This is a genomic window from Stenotrophomonas sp. GSD10, from assembly GCF_056172695.1.
In genome coordinates, this window is the sequence record NZ_JAOCMC010000002.1 from 3,786,695 (window position 1) to 3,805,783 (window position 19,089).

General features: G+C 66.9%; 10 protein-coding genes and 5 pseudogenes. 5 read left to right on the forward strand and 10 right to left on the reverse strand.

Going from position 1 to position 19,089, the window contains the following annotated elements:
- Positions 1-287: 287 nt before the first annotated feature.
- Positions 288-1,295, forward strand: coding sequence for a LacI family DNA-binding transcriptional regulator (locus N4G47_RS17685; RefSeq protein WP_409460561.1), 1,008 nt, complete (start codon positions 288-290; stop codon positions 1,293-1,295).
- Positions 1,296-1,310: 15 nt separating this feature from the next.
- Here the strand turns inward: N4G47_RS17685 and N4G47_RS17690 are convergent, their stop codons facing one another.
- On the reverse strand, positions 1,311-2,507 hold the full coding sequence (locus N4G47_RS17690) for a sugar MFS transporter (RefSeq protein ID WP_475289973.1): 1,197 nt from the start codon (positions 2,505-2,507) through the stop codon (positions 1,311-1,313).
- Positions 2,508-2,997: 490 nt separating this feature from the next.
- On the opposite strand from N4G47_RS17690, the gene N4G47_RS17695 reads away from it, so the two are divergent.
- From N4G47_RS17695 to N4G47_RS17705, 3 genes and pseudogenes are all read left to right on the forward strand, one after another.
- Positions 2,998-5,988 carry a TonB-dependent receptor gene (locus N4G47_RS17695; protein WP_475289155.1) on the forward strand — a complete coding sequence of 997 codons (2,991 nt, stop codon included), beginning with the start codon at positions 2,998-3,000 and terminating at the stop codon, positions 5,986-5,988.
- A gap of 122 nt (positions 5,989-6,110) precedes the next feature.
- A pseudogene (locus N4G47_RS17700) lies at positions 6,111-7,126 on the forward strand (cupin-like domain-containing protein).
- Positions 7,127-7,239: 113 nt separating this feature from the next.
- Positions 7,240-8,813 (forward strand): annotated as a pseudogene (locus N4G47_RS17705) (sensor domain-containing diguanylate cyclase).
- A 30-nt stretch (positions 8,814-8,843) separates the two neighbouring features.
- Here the strand turns inward: N4G47_RS17705 and aceK are convergent.
- Positions 8,844-10,572, reverse strand: a pseudogene (gene aceK / locus N4G47_RS17710) (bifunctional isocitrate dehydrogenase kinase/phosphatase).
- 289 nt (positions 10,573-10,861) lie between these two features.
- Here aceK and N4G47_RS17715 point away from each other — a divergent pair.
- Entirely contained in the window at positions 10,862-11,599 is a 738-nt protein-coding gene (locus N4G47_RS17715; protein WP_475289157.1) for a KilA-N domain-containing protein, read from the forward strand.
- 146 nt (positions 11,600-11,745) lie between these two features.
- On the opposite strand, the gene N4G47_RS17720 is transcribed toward N4G47_RS17715, so the two are convergent.
- The 8 genes and pseudogenes from N4G47_RS17720 to queF all read right to left on the reverse strand — a co-directional run bounded on the left by N4G47_RS17720 (position 11,746) and on the right by queF (position 18,862).
- The gene (locus tag N4G47_RS17720) at positions 11,746-12,105 is read right to left on the reverse strand and encodes a hypothetical protein (protein WP_107233246.1); all 360 of its coding nucleotides are present in this window, start codon (positions 12,103-12,105) and stop codon (positions 11,746-11,748) included.
- 52 nt (positions 12,106-12,157) lie between these two features.
- A pseudogene (locus N4G47_RS17725) lies at positions 12,158-12,573 on the reverse strand (roadblock/LC7 domain-containing protein).
- On the reverse strand, positions 12,566-13,114 hold the full coding sequence (locus N4G47_RS17730) for a GTP-binding protein (RefSeq protein ID WP_249842672.1): 549 nt from the start codon (positions 13,112-13,114) through the stop codon (positions 12,566-12,568). The pseudogene N4G47_RS17725 and the gene N4G47_RS17730 overlap by 8 nt, the downstream one beginning before the upstream one ends.
- Complete coding sequence (locus N4G47_RS17735) at positions 13,107-14,078, reverse strand: hypothetical protein (protein ID WP_475289159.1); 972 nt, start codon at positions 14,076-14,078, stop codon at positions 13,107-13,109. The genes N4G47_RS17730 and N4G47_RS17735 overlap by 8 nt, the downstream gene beginning before the upstream one ends.
- Positions 14,079-14,388: 310 nt before the next feature.
- Positions 14,389-16,611: an NADP-dependent isocitrate dehydrogenase gene (locus tag N4G47_RS17740; RefSeq protein WP_475289161.1), complete on the reverse strand. Its 2,223-nt coding sequence runs from the start codon at positions 16,609-16,611 to the stop codon at positions 14,389-14,391.
- Positions 16,612-16,947: 336 nt separating this feature from the next.
- Complete coding sequence (locus N4G47_RS17745) at positions 16,948-17,454, reverse strand: hypothetical protein (RefSeq protein WP_107233251.1); 507 nt, start codon at positions 17,452-17,454, stop codon at positions 16,948-16,950.
- Positions 17,455-17,499: 45 nt separating this feature from the next.
- Positions 17,500-17,793 carry a LysM peptidoglycan-binding domain-containing protein gene (locus tag N4G47_RS17750; protein WP_107233252.1) on the reverse strand — a complete coding sequence of 98 codons (294 nt, stop codon included), beginning with the start codon at positions 17,791-17,793 and terminating at the stop codon, positions 17,500-17,502.
- Between the two features lie 203 nt (positions 17,794-17,996).
- A pseudogene (queF, locus tag N4G47_RS17755) lies at positions 17,997-18,862 on the reverse strand (NADPH-dependent 7-cyano-7-deazaguanine reductase QueF).
- Positions 18,863-19,089: the final 227 nt, after the last annotated feature.

The following is a 19,089-nucleotide window of genomic DNA, read 5'->3' on the forward strand; positions in this document are numbered from 1 at the left end:
CAGTGCGGGCATTCGCGCAACGGTCCTGACAGCGCTGTCATATAAGTCCGCCTGCGCACTGTCAATCGTTGTTCGAGCGCAGGGCGGTGGCGGTCGCGCAACCACGGGCCCTGGCGCGTTACAGGCGCGCTACAGTGGTGCCCGGGTGCTGCATCGCGACAAGGAATCGGGACGTGCCAGCGCACCGCATGTCGTGGCAACATCCGCCTGCTTCGGCAACACCGACCGGGCCGCCACGCACTACCATCGCCGCGTGCCCGCCGCCTTCCAGGAGGATCCATCGCACCATGCGCAGTCGAATCGAGGATGTGGCCGCCGTTGCCGGGGTTTCGATCAAGACCGTGTCCCGCGTGCTCAACCATGAGCCCAACGTGCGCGAACAGACGCGCGAGCGGGTGCTGGCGGCCGTGGCACGGCTGGGCTACAAGCCCAACCCGTCGGCGCGCAGCCTGGCCGGCCAGCGTTCGTACGCGTTGGCGCTGGTCTACAACAATCCCTCGCGCAACTACCTGATGGAGATCCAGAGCGGCATGCTGGAAGCCTGCCATGCGCAGCACTACAACCTGATCCTGGGGCCGGTCGGCACCGGCCGCCGCACCCAGCCCGACCTGGCGGCATTGTTCGAGAACTCGCGCCCGGATGGGGTGGTGCTGATCCCGCCGCTGACCGACGACGAGGTGGTGCTGTCGTACCTGGAAGAGCACGGGATTCCGTTTGCCTGCATTGCACCGCGGCACCCTGAAGGCCGCATCGGCGTGCGCATGGATGAAACCACCGCCGTGGTCGAACTGATCGGCCATCTGGTCGCGCAGGGCCACCGCCGCATCGGTCACATCAAGGGCCCGCGTGCACACGGCGCCTGCCAGTGGCGCCATGCCGGCTACCGCCAGGCACTGCGTGATGCCGGCATCGCCTACGACCCGCAGCTGGTGGTCAACGGCCAGTTCTCGTTCGAGTCCGGCGTGGATGCCGCCAATGCCCTGCTCGACCTGGACCCTCCGCCGACGGCGATCTTCGCCGCCAACGATGACATGGCCGCTGCCGTGTACCGGGTGGCCGGCGAGCGCGGGTTGCGCGTCCCGCGCGACCTGTCGGTGTGCGGCTTCGACGATACGCCGATCGCCGGCCACATCTACCCGGCACTGACCACCGTGCGGCAGCCGACCTCGCACATGGGCCGGTTGGCCACCGAACAACTGATCGAGCACATCCGTGCCGACCTGGCCGGGCGCATGATCACCGTCGAGCACACTGTGCTCGAGCGCGAATCCACCGCGCCACCACGCCGACGCTGAGGCGGTCTGGGGGGCTCATGGCGACCGCAGCCGTGAGCCATTCCACGCGTAGAAGGCGATGTACAGATAGCACAGCGCCGGCAGCAGGAACGACAGCTGCAGGCCATGATGATCGGCCAGCCAGCCCATCGCCAGCGGAATGACCGCGCCGCCGACGATGGCCATCACCAGCAGGCTCGAGGCCTGGCCGGTGAGCGCGCCGAGGCGGGCGATGGCCAGGGCGAAGAGGGTGGGGAACATGATCGAGTTGAACAGACCGATGCTCACTACGGCCCACGTCGCCAGCCCGCCACCGGTGGTTGCGGTGATGCCCAGCAGCAGCACCACCACCAGCGCGAAGCCACCCAGCAGGTGGCGTGCGTCCAGCCGCGCCAGCAGGGCTGCGCCCAGCAGGCGTCCGACCAGCGCGCCACCCCAGTACAGCGATACGTAACCGGTGGCTTCCTGTTCGCTCATGCCCTGGCCAATGCCCGGCGAGGACAGGAAATTGACCAGCACGCTGCCGATGGAAACTTCAGCCCCCACGTAGAAGAAGATGGCCAGCACGCCCAGCCGCAGATGACGGTGGCGCAGCGCGTCCCACACGCGGCCCTGCGTGCTGCGACTGTCTTCAACACCGGCGATGGTGGGCAGGCGGAACATCCAGATCGCTGCCGCCAGCAGGAACAGCACCAGCGCCAGGCCGAAGTACGGCAGCTGGACCGATTGCGCCTCGGCGGCGCGGTAGGCCAGTGCGTCGGCCGTGGGCAGCAGCGCCAGCTGTTGCTCGCTGCGCGGCTGCGCCGACAGGATCAGCAGTCCGCCGAACAGCGGCGCCAGGGTGGTTCCCAGCGAGTTCATCGATTGCGCCAGGGTCAGCCGACTGGAACTGGTGCGCTCGTCGCCCAGCAGCGCAACGTAGGGATTGGCCGCCACCTGCAGCACGGTGATGCCGGTGGCCAGCACGAACAGTGCCGTCAGGAACAGGCCGTAGACATGCGCGGCCGCCGCCGGCCAGAACAGCAGTGCGCCGATTCCGGCGATGGCCAGCCCGGCCACGATGCCACGCTTGTAGCCCACTGCCGCGACCAGCCGCCCTGCCGGCAGGGACATCAGGAAGTAGGCACCGAAGAAGGTGAACTGGACCAGCATCGCCTGCACCCAGGTCAGGGCGAACGCGGCTTTCAGGTGCGGAATGAGGATGTCGTTGAGGCAGGTGAGAAATCCCCACATGAAGAAGATCGCGGTGACCACCGCCAGTGCGCGCGTGTTGCCCTGGATGTGGTGTCCGCGAACGGTCGTTGCTGTGTCCAATGCCTGTCCTCCCGGTCAGTGTTCGAAGCCATCAAAGGGTCACGCAGGACATGCACGGGTCATCGGCACTGTCCAGCGCTGTCAGACTGCCGGGTCGTGCGCTGTGTCCCCACCTGCAAACGCTCCGCGCAGTTTCGTTTTGCACCGCACAACGATTTTCCGCATTCGGATTGGCAGCGCTGTCATGCCGTGAAAACAGCTGAAAATGCCATCAAACAAGGCAATTCACTGCTGCAGGCACGATCATGGCAACGGTTACATGCGGACCTGCGCGGCCGCCTGCGTGGTGCTCTTGATGGCAGTTTGTTGACAACGCTGTCAACCGTGGCTCCAATCCGGCCACACGCAGTGACCCGTATTGAGACGACGCAGGATCGCCACCACCGAATTCCCTGGGGAGGGAGCTTCCATGAAGACGTACAAGGCTGTACCTCGCAAGACGATGCTCACGTCCGCCCTGCTCGCCGTGCTGTCGGCGCCGGCCTGGGCACAACAGGCCACCGGCACCGCGCCGGCCGATCCCACCACGCTCGACGCGGTACAGGTCACCGGCATCCGCGGCAGCCTGCAGTCTTCGATGAACCTCAAGCGCGACAGCCAGGGCGTGGTCGATGGCATCGTTGCCGAGGACATCGGCAAGTTCCCCGATACCAACCTGGCCGAGTCGCTGCAACGCATCAGCGGCGTATCGATCGACCGCACCTCCAGCGGCGAAGGCTCGAAGGTGACGGTGCGCGGCATCGGTCCCGACTACAACCTGGTGCTGTTGAACGGCCGCCAGATGCCGGCGTCGAACCTGGGCAACGGCGGCGGCGGCCTGTCCGGCTCGCGTTCGTTCGATTTCGCCAATCTGGCATCCGAGTCGGTGTCTGCGGTGGAGGTCTACAAGACCAGCCGCGCCGACAATCCGGCCGGCGGCATCGGCGCCACCATCAACATCAAGACCCTGCGCCCGCTGGAGTCGGAACCGGTGATCAGCCTGGGGCTGAAAGCGGTCAACGATTCGTCCAACGACAACCTGCCGCGCACGCTGCAGGGCTCGAACATCACCGGCGAGCTGTCGGGCATCTTCAGCCAGCGCTACGCCGATGACCGCTTCGGCGTGGCCTTCAGTGCCAGCCACCAGGAACGTGACTCAGGCTTCAACCAGGCCACCGTGGCCGAAGGCTGGGCCACGTTCCAGGGCAATGAGCGCGAGGACTGGCGCGCCCTGCCACAGCCGGGCCAGGGTTATGCCAACCGCATCACCAACCGCCCTGGCCAGGACGATGTCTACGGCCGGCCGCAGAACACCGCCTACAACGTCAATGGCGTGCAGCGCCAACGCACCAATGCGCAGGCTACGTTCCAGTGGAAACCGGCCGACAATGTCACCACGACGCTGGACTACACCTATGTCGAGAACAAGGTGCAGCAGCAGCGCAGCGAACTGTCGGTGTGGTTCAACTATGGCCCCGGTGACAGCACCTGGACCAATGGCCCGGTGGCCGCGCCGATCATCTACAGCGAGGACATGACCAACTCGGACGTGTCGATGGGCGGCGCCAAGCTGGCCACCAAGACCGGCATGCATTCGCTGGGCTTCAACGTGGACTGGGAAGTGAACGACGCGCTGGACCTGTCCTTCGATGCGCACAACTCCACCGCCGAATCGCAGCCGGACAGCCCCTACGGATCGGCCGGCGTGCTGGGCGTGGCCGCGTTCGTGCGTGGCACCACCACCGTCGACTACAGCGGCGATCTGCCCATCATCAACATCGCGCTGCCTCCCGGTGGCGTGCAGGCCTCCGATGCACTGGTCACCGGCTCGGTGTTCCAGAACAGCTACAACAAGTCCAAGGTGCAGCAGTACCAGGGCCGCGGCACATTCCGTTTCGCCGACTACTCGGCACTGGATTTCGGCATCGGCCACACCCAGGTGGAGAACCGCTCGGCGTCGGCCATCATGCAGCGCAATACCTGGGGCGGGCTGGGCACGCCCTCGGACTACGCCGATGACATCTGGTACGCCGACAACATGGCCCGGTACTTCAAGGCCTTCAGCGGCCACAACGATCCACGCCTGACCGGCCAGTTCCTGGTGTTCGACTTCGACCGCCTCATCGACCGTGCCGCGCAGGTCGGCAGCGCGTCCGATCCGGCCTGCCCGAGCTGCTATTACGCACCCACCGAGTATTCCGAAGACATCCGCACCACCGAGAGGACCCGCAGCGCCTACCTGCAGTACCGCACCACCTTCGACTGGTCGATGCCGTTGCATGTGGCCGTGGGTGCGCGTTACGAGCAGACCGAGGTCGAATCCAACGCACTGGTGCGCGTTCCCACCGGCATCAGCTGGAGCTCGGCCAACGAGTTCAACATCGACTATGCCGCCGACCGCGGCTTCGCTGCTGGCAAGGGCAAGTACGATTACGTGCTGCCGAACCTGGATCTGAAGCTGGACCTGAGCGAATCGCTGGCGCTGCGCGGCAGCTACAGCCGTACGCTGGGGCGGCCCAGCTGGACGCAGATCCAGAGCGGGCAGTCGCTGGCCGACATCGTGCGCACCCAGGGCGGCAGTGGCTCGCGCGGCAATCCCGGCCTGGAACCGTTGATCTCGGACAACTTCGATCTTTCGCTGGAGTGGTACTACGGCGAGGCCAGCTACGCTTCGGTGGGCTTCTTCCGCAAGAACATCAAGAATTTCATCAGCGATACCATCGTGCGCGAGAACGCCGGCACGCTGCACACGCCGGTGGGTGGTGCCTACTGGAACGAAGCGCTGGCTTCCGGCTGCGGCACCACCGACATGCCCTGCATCCGCGATTACATCTTCACCAACCACGCCGGTGCCCCGGGCGTGACCTATACCGGGACCAACTCGGCCGGGCAGAAGACCGGCACCATCGTCGGCCAGCCGGGCGACCCGGTGGCCGGCTTCGACATCACCGTGCCTGCCAACCAGCATTCGGATCACCTCGATGGCTGGGAGGTGGCGGTGCAGCACCTGTTCGGGCAATCCGGGTTCGGCGTGGCCGCCAACTACACCAAGGTCAAGTCGGGGCTGACCTTCAACAACCTCAGCCTGGGTGACCAGTACCCGATGATCGGCCTGAGCGACTCGGCCAACGTGGTGGCCTTCTATGACCGCAACGCCTGGCAGATCCGCGCCGCCTACAACTGGCGCGACAAGTTCCTCAACGGCATCGGCGGCCAGGGCCCGAACCCGAACTACACCGCTGCCTACGGCCAGCTGGATCTGAACATCAGCTACGCGGTCAACGATCAGCTGACACTGAGCCTGGAAGCGATCAACCTGACCGACGAGACCATGCGCACGTACTCGCGGCATACCAACATGCTGCGCTATGCCACGCAGACCGGGCCGCGCTACATGTTCGGCGTGCGCTACAAGTTCTGATCCCGCTGCGGGCCCTGCCGCGCCGCACGCACACGCGGCGCGGCCGGCGCAGGTGCATCATGGCGGCACTGACGGCGGCCGGGCGTGGGCCCGGCGCTCCCTGCCCTGCTGGATGTCCAGACATGCTCCCTGCTCCCCGTCCCATCGAAGAAGTGACCGGCCTGGATCCGGCAGATCTGGCCGCGCAGCTGCCCGGCTGGACCACGCCCCGGGTGATACGCGGGCTGGTCTCGCACTGGCCGGTGGTGGCGGCCGCGCGCGCGTCTCCTGCCGCCGTGGTGGCCCACCTGGCCCGCTTCGACCACGGCCAGATGCCGGTCACGGCGACCACCGCGGCGCCCGAGGCGGGCGGCCGGCTGTTCTACAACGAAGACATGAGCAGCTTCAATTTCCGCCGCGAGCAGGTCCCGCTGAAAGTGCTGCTGGCGACCCTGCTGAAGTACGCCGCGGTGGCCTCGCCGCCGTCCATCTACGTGGCCTCGACCACGCTGGACAGCTTCCTGCCCGGCTTCTCCGCCAGCAACGGGCTGCAGCTGGGGTGGCCGACCCGCTCACCAGCATCTGGATCGGCAACCGCTCGCGCATTGCCGCCCATCAGGATGTGCCGGACAACCTGGCCTGCGTGGCCGCCGGACGCCGCCGCGTCACCCTGTTCGCTCCCGAACAGGTGCGCAACCTGTACATCGGTCCACTGGACTTCACCCCGGCGGGGCAGCCGATCAGCCTGGTTGACTTCCACGCACCGGACTTCGAGCGCTTTCCACGCTTCCGCCAGGCGTTGGCGCAGGCGCAGGTGGCCGAACTGGCACCGGGCGATGCCGTCTACATCCCCTCGCTGTGGTGGCACCACATGGAGGGGCTGGAGGCGTTCAACGTGCTGGTCAACAGCTGGTGGCGACCGGTACCGGCATGGATGGATTCGCCGATGAACGCGTTGATGCTGTCGATCCTGGCGCTGCGCGACCTCCCCGAGGCGCAGCGCGCGCAGTGGCGCGCCCTGTTCAATCACTACGTGTTCGACGCCGATCTGTCGACCAGCGCACACATTCCAGCGCAGGTACAGGGCGTGCTGGCCCCGCTGACAGCCGAGAGTGCCACGCAGATCCGGCAGACCCTGCGCCAACGCCTGCAGCGCTGAGCCGGGCAGCGGCCCCTGCTTCACCCGCAGCGGTTGCGTTTGTGGCGATAATGCAGCCCCGCACCCGGCGGCGCCCGCCGGCGCTGCACGCCCTTCGCTTCATGTAGCTCTGCATGCGCCTGATTTCGCCCCGCCTCAACCTGGGCAAGCTGATCCTTGCCCTGGCCCTGCTCAGCGCCATCATCGCCCTGGCCAACACGTTGCTGGCCAGCTACCGCGTGCAGCGCGACCAGCTGGTCGGCAATACCCTGGAAGCCAACCGCGTCTACGCCACCAAACTGGCCGAGACCACCCAGAACTTCCTGCTGGGGGCCCAACAGGAACTGGCCTACGCCGCGACCCGGCTGGGCCAGAGCGATCTCGACCCGGCCCAGGCCCAGGACGAGGCCAGTCGCCTGCAGCTGCAGACCAACAGCTTCAACTCCTCGCTGGTGGTCGATGACGATGGCCTGGTGATCGCCACCTCGCCGCAGACGCTGCAGCTGCAGGGCGAAATCCTGCACAGCGTCGGCAACAATGCGGCCCTGGCGGCGCGCCAGCCGATGATCAGCGATCCGTACCAGTCGGCCACCGGCAAGCTGCTGGTTTCGCTGTCACATCCGATCTTCGACCGCCAGGGGCGTTACCGCGGCTACGTCAGCGGCACGCTGTACCTGCGCCAGCGCAGTGCGCTGCACACGCTGCTGGGCAAGCACTACTACCGCGATGGGTCCTACCTGTACGTGGTGGACCGCCACGGCCGCCTGCTGTACCACGCCGATGGCAAGCGGGTGGGCGACTACGTGGTCGGCAACCCGGCGGTGAAAGCGGTGATGCGCGGCGAGCGTGGCGCGCAGCAGGTACGCAATCATCTGGGCGTGGCGATGCTGGCCGGCTACGCACCGGTCGCCGCCACCGGCTGGGGCATCATTGCCCAGCGCCCGACCGAGGCGACGCTGCAGCCGCTGTCGCGGCTGATGACCGCAGTGATCTGGAACGCCATCCCGCTGGGACTGCTGTCGCTGCTGATCACCTGGTGGTTTGCCCGCCGCATCTCGCTGCCGCTGTGGCAACTGGCGCGCAATGTGCAGGGGGCGAGGACACCGGCAACGCGATCAACCACGTCAGTGGCATCCGCGCCTGGTACTTCGAGGTGGCCCAGCTCAAGCACGCGGTGCTGCACAGCTTCAATGCGCTGCAGGACCGCATCGGCACGCTCAACCGTGCCAACCGTACCGACCCGCTGACCGGGCTGCTGAACCGCCGTGGCCTGCAGCAGGCACTGGATGCGTTGCAGGTGCAGGGCATCCCCTTCGCGATCCTGGCGCTGGACATCGACCGCTTCAAGGCGATCAACGATGGCCATGGCCACGATGTCGGCGATGCGGCCATCGTCCACATCGCCGACCAGATGCGCCGCTACTCTCGCGACAGCGATTTCCTGTGCCGCGCCGGTGGCGAGGAATTCCTGCTGCTGCTGCCCGGCATTGGGGTCGAGCCGGCACGGCAGGCCGCCGAACGCCTGCGCCAGCATATTGCCGATCATCCGTTCGCAGCGGTCGGCAGTATCACCGTCTCGCTGGGCGTGGCCCATTTCCCCAGCTTCCACGTCGATGCCGAGCAGGCGCTGCGGCTGGCCGACAAGGCCCTGTACATGGCCAAGGAGCAGGGCCGCAACCGGGTGGTGGTGTACCCGTACGCGGACTGAAGCGACGACGGCGGCCTGCGCCGAGGGCGATCACGCCAGGCGGTGGCTGGCCGCGTAGGGCGGCGTATCCGGATAGTCGCCACTGACAAAGCGCGCCTGCAGACCCTGCCACCACGCCGGATCGAACAGATGCCGATAGTGCTCGCGCACGGCGGCCAGCTCGCCGGCGGGCAGGCCCATGAACGGACCGAAGCGCTCGGGGAACACATCGCGCGCGCCCACATGGAACCAGGGTTCATCGGCCAGCGCCTCTTCGGGCGTGCGCGGCTGCGGCCAGGCGCGGAACACGCAGTCACTGACCAGGCACAGTTCGTCGTAGTCGTAGAACACGGCACGGCCATGCCGCGACACACCGAAGTTCTTCGGCAGCATGTCGCCGGGGAAGATGTTGTTGCGCGCCATGTCGGTGATCGCCTGCGCGTAGTCAAGCACCGCCGCCCGCACCGCTTCCGCCCCTGCTCGCGCAGGTACAGGTTCAACGGACGGAACCGGCGCTGCACGTAGCACAGCGCGATCTCCACCTCATCGCCATCGAGGCGGACGCTCTGCGCGCATTGCTGCAGCAGTTCATCCAGCAGCGCCGGCGCGAAGCGCTCACGCGGGAAGCGCAGATGCCGGTACGGCTGCGCGTCGAGCAGGCGGCCGACGCGATCCAGGTTGAACACCAGTGCGTACTTCTCTTCCACCTGCTGGCGCGACATGGCCTTTGGCCACGCGAAACGGTCACGGATCAGCTTGAACACCAGCGGGTAGCTGGGCAGGGTGAACACTGCCATGACCATGCCCGGGTGCCTTCGGCAGGCACCAGGCGCTCCTGCGGATGCTCGTTGAAGTGGCGGAAGAAGGTGCGGTAGCGCTCGGTCTTGCCCTGCTTGGCACGCCCCAGCACCGTGTAGATCTCGTCGATGGGCTTGCCCGGCAGCAGGCTGCGCAGGAACACCACCGCATCACCGACGGTGGCCAGGTCGGCCTGGAAGTAGCTGCGTGATACGCCGAACAGGTGCGCGACATCGCGGCGCCGGGTCAGCACCGCGTCGGCACGCAGGCCACGCTCGTCGTTGACCAGGGCGATCACACAGGGCGAGAAGCGGTGCTCGCCGAACACACGACCGACCAGGTAGGCACGACGCTCGCGATAGAACACCGTGTCGAGCAGTTCAATGCTGCGTACCGGTGTATCGCCCCAGTGCGCCAGATCATCCTGCAGACGCACCACGATCGCCGCCGCGCAGCGCAGCTGGTGCGCATAGGGGATGTCGAAGCGGTAGTCGGCCAGCACCCGCTGCAGGGCTTCCACTGGACGCGTTGGCGAGACGGCATAGGTATGCCGCGCGACCGGGTGGGTGATCGCATCGGACGGCTCGACATCGAAGGCGATGAACTCCAATGCCGGGTCCACGCCGCGGGTGGCGAACAGGCGACGCGACAGCGTGTTGTAGTAGGTCTTGTACAACTCGGCGTCGATCAGCCCGTGCAGCAGTGCGCTGTAACGTGCATGCACCTGCAGCCACAGCGCGCGCTCGGCCACCCGCTCGCCGGCCAGGCGGCGCAGGGCGTCCATCTGTCCGGCGATGCACAGGTCGTACAACGCGATGCGCTCGACCGCGTCCTGGCGCGCACCGGCCCAGTCACGCTGTTCGAAGCGCTGGCGTGCACGCGCGGTAATGGTTGCGAAACGGGCGTGGTAATCCTCGAAGCCATCGGCGATGGCCACCGCGATGCGCGGTGCCAGGTCGGCGGCAATGTCGGGCTGGGACATGCACGGCTCGGCAGGAGGACGGGCATCCACCATACGCTGCCGTGGGGTGGCTTGTGTAGCGTCGAGCTTGCTCGACGGCTTCTTGGCCTCCCGTAGCGTCGAGCTTGCTCGACGGCTTCTTGGCCTCCCGTAGCGTCGAGCTTGCTCGACGGCGTCATGCAGAAGCCGTCGAGCAAGCTCGACGCTACGCCGGCGTGCCATCAAAAACGCAACGATTCCTACAGACCCGGAGCCACGGCGTTGCCTACCCTTTCAGGCCCACAACGGCACGAGGTGACGCATGCAGCAAATGACCCTGATCCCACGCATGGAGGAAGGCACCGTGATCCCGCAGCGCGCCCGTGACGGCTACATCAGCGCCACCGTGCTGTGCCAGTCCGTCAACAAGCGCTGGTCGGACTACCGGGCACTGAAATCGACGGAGGAGTTCCTGCACGAGCTGACCGTCCAGACCGGGTTGGCCGAGCATGAACTGATCCACGTGGTCTCCGGTGGCAACCCGACCCTGCAGGGCACCTGGATCCACCCCTACCTGGCCATCAATCTGGGCCAGTGGCTGTCGCGCAGGTTCGCGGTGAAGGTCGCGCAGTGGGTGGTTGAATGGCAGCAGGGGCGTGCCAACGCGGTGATGCCCACGCATATCGAGCGCTATCTGCAGAACCGGGCCAAGGTGCCGTACACCCATTTCTCGATGCTCAACGAGCTGACGTTGAACCTGATCGCACCGCTTGAAGACGCCGGTTACACCCTGCCGCAGGCGCTGGTGCCGGACATCTCCGAAGGGCGCCTGTTCTGCAAGTGGCTGAGGGACCAGCGGGGCGTCGACACCAACGCACTGCCCACCTATGACCACAGCTACCCGGATGGGCGCACGGTGCCGGCCAAGCTGTACCCCAACGAGTTCTACGAGGACTTCCGCCGCCACTTCAACGAAGTATGGCTGCCGGAAAAGGCGCCTGCCTATTTTGCCGCGCGCGACAGCAAAGCGCTTTCATTCGTGACCACGCTGCTGCTTCCGGCGCCGTAAGGGTGGCGTCGCGCGTGCCCGGCAGCCGCTGACTCTCCCGTAGAGTCGAGCTTGCTCGACTGCGCCATGTGGAATCAGTCGAGCAAGCTCGACGCTACGGGAAGCCAGAGCCGTCGAGCAAGCTCGACGCTACAGACCTGGGTGGCTCAGATCGCCAGCTCCGCTTCCACGTCCTGCACCTTGCGCCGCGCAAGCGCCAGGTTGGACTTGGTCCGGTCCAGCACGATGTAGAAGAACAGGCCCTTCTTCTTCGCCACCGGGCGCATGATGTGATACGCCTTGCCCAGCGAAATCAGGATGTCCTCGATGGTGTCGTTGAGGTTCAGCGATGCGGCGGTCTTCATCTTGGCGCGGATCACTTCGGTGTTGCCGGCGGCGGCCACTTCCATGTCCATGCCGGTGCCGGCTTCGCCCAGCAGCATGCCGCTTTCGTAGTCGACCAGCGCCACCGCCTGCGCGCCGTCGATGCCCATCAGTGCGTTCAACGATTCAGTCAATCCAGCCACGTCGCTCCCCTCTCAATGTTGGTTCGAGCCCCTCGGTCCCCTGCGGATGGGCTCACGCTCCGCCGAGTTCGGCCAGGATCGCCTGGCCACATTCCCTGCTCTGCCACAGCACCTGGCCGATCACGCTGCGCTGGTCGCAGGCCGCCATCAGCAGCAGCGGTGCGCGCCCTTCGGCCTGGATGGCCAGCATCAACACCTTGCCGCCGGCGGCCTCCAGCATCAGCGTCTGCAGATCACCCAGCACCAGTTCCCGCCCCACCGCTGCGGCCAGCGCCAGCATCGCGCTGGTCATCGCCGCCAGCCGTTCGCCGCGTCCCTCGGCGCCGGCGCTGACCAGGGCGAAGCCATCCACGCTGGCCAGCACCACCGTGCGTACCCCTCCACCCGCTGCCGCAGATCCTGCAACAGTGGTTGCAGGCGCTCGCGCTGACCGGCATCGGGCAGCACCGCCACCTGCCCGTCAGCCATGCGCAGCCACCAGCGCGTGCGCTTCCATCTCACCCATCAGCACATCCATCAGCAGCAACCCCTGTTCGCGGTCACGGGCGTCCACGGCCAGCAGCGGCAGCGGTTGCCCATCCAGGCAGGCACGTGCGGCCCAGTCGTCGGGTGCGGCGTGCGGCGCCTGGTCGAGGTGGGTCACGGCCACCACCAGTGCCAGCGCCGGCGCGAAGGGGCGCAGCACCTGCAGGTAGTCCTCCAGTTCGGCCGCCACGCCCGCGCGGCGCGCATCCAGCAGCAGCACGGCGCCACGCGCGCCCTGCAGCAGGATCGGCCACAGGAAATCGAAGCGCTGCTGGCCCGGCGTGCCATACAGACGCAGCCGCTCGCCGTTGGGTAGATCGATGTCGGCATAGTCCAGTGCGACGGTGGTCGATGCCTTGTCAGCGCCGAGGCGGTCACTGTTGGCCACGTCGGTGTCGATCACCGCGCCGGCCGCGATGCTGCGCACCAGCGTTGATTTGCCACTGCCCATTCCGCCCAGCACCACCACCTTGTGCTCACGCATTGCGCTCGCTCCCGCGCAGGTGCCGCCACAGGCGGGCGAGCAGGCCGCTGTCGGTACCGGTGCCAGCGCCACCTGCGGTCAGGCGGGGCGTGGCCGGGGCCGCCTGCAGTTGGGCGTAGCCGCACAGGTAGGCGGCATGGATGAAATCGCGGACCGCCGCCGCAGGCAGTTCGAGCAGCGTGGCGCATTCTTCAACCGTGCAGGCACGCTTGAGCAGCAGCGAGCACAGGCGGAAGCCATCGTGATCGTGGCCGAGCACGCGGAAGTCGGGCCAGCGCAGCAGCTTCACCGGGGCACCGCGCAGGCGTTCGTCCAGCGCCTGCCAGTGGCGGCTGCGTTGCGCCCACTGCCACAACAGCGGCCGCAGCGGCTGGCGTGGCCGGTTGCCCGCCAGCGCCTGCAGGCGCTGCAGGGTCAGCGCGTCCAGCTGCAGTCGCTCGAACGCATCGGCCAGGCGCTCCACCAGCGCCGCCGCCGGTTCCTGCAGCAGCACGCCGTGGTCGTGCTCCAGGTCCATCAGCAGCAGAGGTTCACCGGCATCGCTGAGCAGCACCTGGCCCTGGCGCAGCGGCAGCCGCTCACGCAGCAGGCGGGTGATGGCGTGCGCGCCATCGGCCAGGCGGATCGGTGCAGGCGTGTGCATGGGCAAGGGCTCCGGTGCCAGCTGCATGCCACGCAGCGCGCGGCCGATAGCGCCATCGTCGAGTACATCCTGGTGGCCATCGCCGTCGCGCAGCTGGCCACCGATGTCCTCGATCCAGCAGTGCAGGCGCGGGCGCTGCTGGCGCATGCGCTGGGCTGCATTGCGCAGCGCGGGCGTATCGCGGATGACCAGCAGATCGCAGTCGTCCAGATCCTGGCTGCGACGGATCTGGCCATCCGGCAGCGCCGAGGCCAGGCGCAGCCGCTGCAGCAGGGCGTGCTCGCCCTGGATGTCGGTTCCCACTACCAGCACGCGTGCCATCCGTGTTCCCCGTGCGACCACCTCCCCGGTGGTCTCGCGTCGCCAAGGCTAGGGCATTGCCGACGAAGGCCGTCGTGATCGACTGCTCAGATTGAAGGCCGTTGCGAACCCGCGCATATCCGTTCTGCGACAGCCATCATGGGCAAGTTTCATGCCCTCTTGACGGCATTACGACGGTTGACGGATTTCACGGTTCTGGTCGCTGAGGGGATGGGGTCGGAGCCCTCTGCGCGCAGAGGGATCCGACCCCGAAGGCAAAGAAACCCGCGCCGAAGCGCGGGTTCCGAGGTCACACGCGGACGGCGATGGATCAGCCGCGCAGCTGCTCCAGCGCGGCGTTGAAGGTCGCGCTCGGGCGCATCGCCCTGCTCGCCTTGGCCACGTCCGGACGGTAGTAGCCACCGATGTCCACAGCCTTGCCCTGCACCGCGATCAGCTCATCAACGATCTTCTGCTCGTTGTCGGTCAGTGCCTTGGCCAGCGGCGCGAAGCGCGCCTTCAGTGCGGCGTCTTCGTCCTGCGCAGCCAGGGCCTGGGCCCAGTACAGCGCGATGTAGAAGTGGCTGCCGCGGTTGTCGATGCCACCGAGCTTGCGCGACGGCGACTTGTCGTTGTCCAGGAACTGGCCGTTGGCCTCGTCCAGCGCCTTGGCCAGCACTCGGGCGGCGGCGTTGTCGTAGCGGTTGCCCAGGTGTTCCAGCGACGCGGCCAGGGCCAGGAACTCACCCAGCGAATCCCAGCGCAGGTAGTCCTCTTCCACGAACTGCTGCACGTGCTTCGGGGCCGAACCACCGGCGCCGGTCTCGAACAGGCCACCACCGGCCATCAGCGGCACGATCGACAGCATCTTGGCGCTGGTGCCCAGCTCCATGATCGGGAACAGGTCGGTCAGGTAGTCGCGCAGCACGTTGCCGGTCACCGAGATGGTGTCCTCGCCCTTGCGGATGCGGTCCAGCGAGAACGCGGTGGCTTCCACCGGCGGCAGGATGCGGATGTCCAGGCCGGCGGTGTCGTGGTTCTTCAGGTACTGCTCGACCTTGGCGATGACCTGCGCGTCGTGGGCACGGGCGGCGTCCAGCCAGAACACGGCCGGGGTGCTGCTCAGGCGGGCGCGCTCGACGGCCAGCTTGACCCAGTCCTGGATCGGCGCGTCCTTGGTCTGGCACATGCGCCAGATATCACCGGCTTCCACCGCGTGTTCGAAGACCACGGTGCCGGCGTCGTCGGTGACCTTGACCACGCCATCGGCGGCGATCTGGAAGGTCTTGTCGTGCGAGCCGTACTCTTCGGCCTTCTGTGCCATCAGGCCGACGTTCGGCACCGAACCCATGGTGGCCGGGTCGAAGGCGCCGTGCGCCTTGCAGTCGTCGATGACGGCCTGGTACACGCCGGCGTAGCAGCGGTCCGGAATGACGGCCTTGGTGTCCTGCAGCTTGCCTTCGGCGTTCCACATCTTGCCGGAGTCGCGGATCATCGCCGGCATCGAGGCGTCGACGATCACGTCGCTCGGCACGTGCAGGTTGGTGATGCCCTTGTCCGAGTTGACCATGGCCACGCCCGGACGCTGTGCGTACTCGGCAGCCAGATCGGCTTCGATTGCAGCGCGGGTGGCCTCGGGCAGCGACGGCAGGCGCACAGCCAGGTCACCGATGCCATTGTTGGCATCGAAACCGGCCTGCTTCAGCACGTCGGCATGCTTGGCCAGCACGTCCTTGTAGAACTCGTTGACCGCCACGCCGAACATGATCGGGTCGGAGACCTTCATCATGGTCGCCTTCAGGTGCAGCGAGAACAGCACGCCCTGGGCCTTGGCATCGGCGATCTGCTCACCGATGAAGGCGGCCAGCGCCTTGCGGCTCATCACCGCGGCATCGACGATCTCGCCGGCCTTGACCGCGGTCTTTTCCTTCAGCACGACGGTGCTGCCGTCGTTGCCGTGGAAGGTGATCTTCAGCGAACCGGCGTTGGCCAGGGTGGCCGACTTCTCGCTGCCGTAGAAATCACCGGCGGCCATGTGCGCGACATGCGACTTCGAATCCGACGCCCAGGCACCCATGCGGTGCGGGTGCTTGCGCGCGTAGTTCTTCACCGACAGCGGCGCACGGCGATCCGAATTGCCTTCGCGCAGCACCGGGTTCACCGCGCTGCCCTTGACCTTGTCGTAGCGCGCCTTGTAGTCGCGCTGCTGGTCGTCGGCCGGGGTTTCCGGGTAATCCGGCAGCGGGTAGCCCTGGTCCTGCAGTTCCTTGATGGCCGCCTTCAGCTGCGGCACCGAGGCGGAGATGTTCGGCAGCTTGATGATGTTGGCGTCCGGGGTGGTCGCCAGCTGGCCCAGCTCGGCCAGGTCGTCGCTGACCTTCTGCGCGTCAGACAGCAGTTCCGGGAACTGCGAGAGGATGCGGCCGGACAGCGAGATGTCACGGGTTTCCACCACGATGCCGGCGGTGGCGGTGTAGGCGTCGACGATCGGCAGCAGCGACTGGGTCGCCAGGAACGGGGCTTCGTCGGTCAGCGTGTAGAGAATCTTGGACATGGGGGACTTGGACTCTGTAGCAATGCTCAGGGAAGGCCGGCGCCAGCGCCGGGCCACGTGCAACCGTGTCGCTTTCCCCGCCGCGGTCAGGGTGGGCGCGCGGCGGGGAAACCCTGCATTGTCGCGTTTTCAGCCGCGCGGGGCAAAGCCGCGCCATACGCGGCGGTACTGCACGGCGGCAACGCTGTGATCCATCCACGCATGGCGTGGATCTACGGGAGGCTGCCTGATGTGCATCCACGAGTGGCGTGGATGGGCTTGCCCATCGCCCAATAAAAGGACGCAGCCTCGCGGCTGCGTCCATCGTGAGCCCTGCCGGGAGAGAGTCGGCAGAACTTACTTGACCTCGAACTCCTGCGGCGTTCCAGCCGCCTTACCATCGACCATGACTTCAGCGCGGTACTTGCCCGCCGGCCAGCCATTGGCATTCTTGAAGGTGATGTTGGTGGTCTCGGCACCACTGGTGTTCAGCGTGGCGTTCTGCTCGCCGGCCACCTGGCCGTCCTGGAAGGTCAGCTTGGCGCCAACCGCGACATTGTTGGCGCTGCCGTCGGTCCGCACGGACACGACCACGTCGTCCTTCGGCGCGAACAGCGCAACCGGCGCCACCGACTTGTCGGCCGCGGCGGTCTTGCCCACGGTCACGGTGGAGACAGTGACGGCTGCAGCCATCGGCGGCGGCGCGCCGGTCATCGGTGCCGGCGCCGGCTCGGCCGGGGCGGTCGCGGCCGGAGCAGCGGTGCTGTCAGTGGACGACTCTTCCTTCTTCTTGCAACCGACCAGGGCAACGCTGCCCAGCAGGGCGGCGATCAGGGCGGTCTGGAGCGGGGTGGTCTTGATCATTCGGGGTTCCTCCCAGGGATTGTCGGACGGCGTTCGATCGCCGGCTTACTTCGGCGGCAGCTTCAGGGTCTGGCCCGGAAAGATCTTGTCCGGGTCATCGAGCACATCGCGGTTGGCTTCGAAGATCTTCTTCCAGGCATTGGCATCACCCAGGTGCTGCTTGGCGATCTTCGACAGCGAATCGCCCTTCTGCACGGTGTAGGTGCCGCCGCTCACCACGTCGGCGGTACTGTCCACCGAAGCGCTGACGCCGGAGAAGTCCGCCTTCGGTACCTGCTGGGCGGTGCTGTCGACGCTGCCACTGACGCCGGAGAAATCGGCTTTCTTCTCGGTACTCATCCACAACTCCCGTCTGCATGACTACGTGGCTTGCACGGTGCCATGGCGGTTGTTAAATGGGGATGGTGCAGATGTGAAGCCGCCCCCGGGGGCGGCTGAACAATCGGGAGAGCCGGTGCCCGGTAGTGCCGGCCGCTGGGCGGCTTGCCCTTGCCCTGGACGCGGGTTCCTTGCGGTTGCCGGCCAGCGGCCGGCACTACCGGTTACTGGCGCAGCTCGCGGTAGGTCGTGGCCGGGACGGCGATGCCGGGGCTGGCACGCCAGGGATTGATATCCAGGCCACCACGGCGGGTGTAGCGGGCCTCCACTTCCAGCCACTGCGGCTGGCAGCGCGCGGACACCTCGCTGAAGATGCGCTCAACGCACTGCTCGTGGAACTCGGCGTGCTCGCGGTAGCTGACCAGATAGCGCAGCAGGCCGGCACGGTCGATCTTCGGGCCACGGTAACGCAGGCTGACCGTGGCCCAGTCCGGCTGGCCGGTGACCGGGCAGTTGGACTTCAGCAGCGCCGAGACCAGGGTCTCCTCCACCACGTCATCGGCATTGGCCGAGAGGAAGTCTGCCTGCGGCGGGCCGTAGCAGTCGATCTCCAGTTCCAGCCCATCGATGGACTCGCCGAGCGGCGTCTCGCGCAGGCCCGGCAGGCCGAACTCGACCTGGACCGGCGCACCGGCGCAATCCGACAGATCCGCCACGATGCGCGCGCGCAGTGCTTCGGCGCTGTCGATGCGGGTGCTGTTGAGGGAGTTCAGGTACAGCTTGAACGACTTCGATTCGATCAGCCGTGGCGAGGTGCACGGTACCTGCACGGTGGCGACGGCGACCTGCGGCTTGCCGCGCGGATCGAGCCAGCTCAGCTCGAAGGCATGCCAGCGGTCATGGCCGACGAACGGCAGCGCGGCGTCATCGAGGCCGATCTCGGCGCGAGCGCCGCTGCGGGGATGGGAAACAGCAGGCCGGGATCGTACTGCGACGGGTAACTGACCTCGCGACCGAGGCTGGAGTCCTGGGGGTGTTCATGGTGGGCATTGTATCGCGCGCAGGGCGGGCCTTCGGCCGGGCCGGCCAACGGCGGAGCCCCTCCGTGGTGGTTGTGTTGGCTGGTCGCGAAAGGCGGTCTATCGGCTTGGCCGGGAGGGCAGGCGGGTCGGGGGACGCCGTAAACCCGTCCCTGGGGGCTTGGCCGCGGCATCCATGCCGCGGACACCCCCGCCCCGCCTGCCCTCCCGACCCCTGACAATTCTCTGCACGCGGCTACCACCACGGGAAAGATCAGAAAATCAAAATCAAAAGCCG

Coding starts and splice junctions, on each gene's coding strand:
- N4G47_RS17685 (WP_409460561.1), top strand. CDS start 288: ATGCGCAGTCGAATCGAGGATGTGGCCGCCGTTGCCGGGGTTTCGATC.
- N4G47_RS17690 (WP_475289973.1), bottom strand. CDS start 2,507: ATGTGGGGATTTCTCACCTGCCTCAACGACATCCTCATTCCGCACCTG.
- N4G47_RS17695 (WP_475289155.1), top strand. CDS start 2,998: ATGAAGACGTACAAGGCTGTACCTCGCAAGACGATGCTCACGTCCGCC.
- N4G47_RS17715 (WP_475289157.1), top strand. CDS start 10,862: ATGACCCTGATCCCACGCATGGAGGAAGGCACCGTGATCCCGCAGCGC.
- N4G47_RS17730 (WP_249842672.1), bottom strand. CDS start 13,114: ATGCGTGAGCACAAGGTGGTGGTGCTGGGCGGAATGGGCAGTGGCAAA.
- N4G47_RS17735 (WP_475289159.1), bottom strand. CDS start 14,078: ATGGCACGCGTGCTGGTAGTGGGAACCGACATCCAGGGCGAGCACGCC.
- N4G47_RS17740 (WP_475289161.1), bottom strand. CDS start 16,611: ATGTCCAAGATTCTCTACACGCTGACCGACGAAGCCCCGTTCCTGGCG.
- N4G47_RS17745 (WP_107233251.1), bottom strand. CDS start 17,454: ATGATCAAGACCACCCCGCTCCAGACCGCCCTGATCGCCGCCCTGCTG.
- N4G47_RS17750 (WP_107233252.1), bottom strand. CDS start 17,793: ATGAGTACCGAGAAGAAAGCCGATTTCTCCGGCGTCAGTGGCAGCGTC.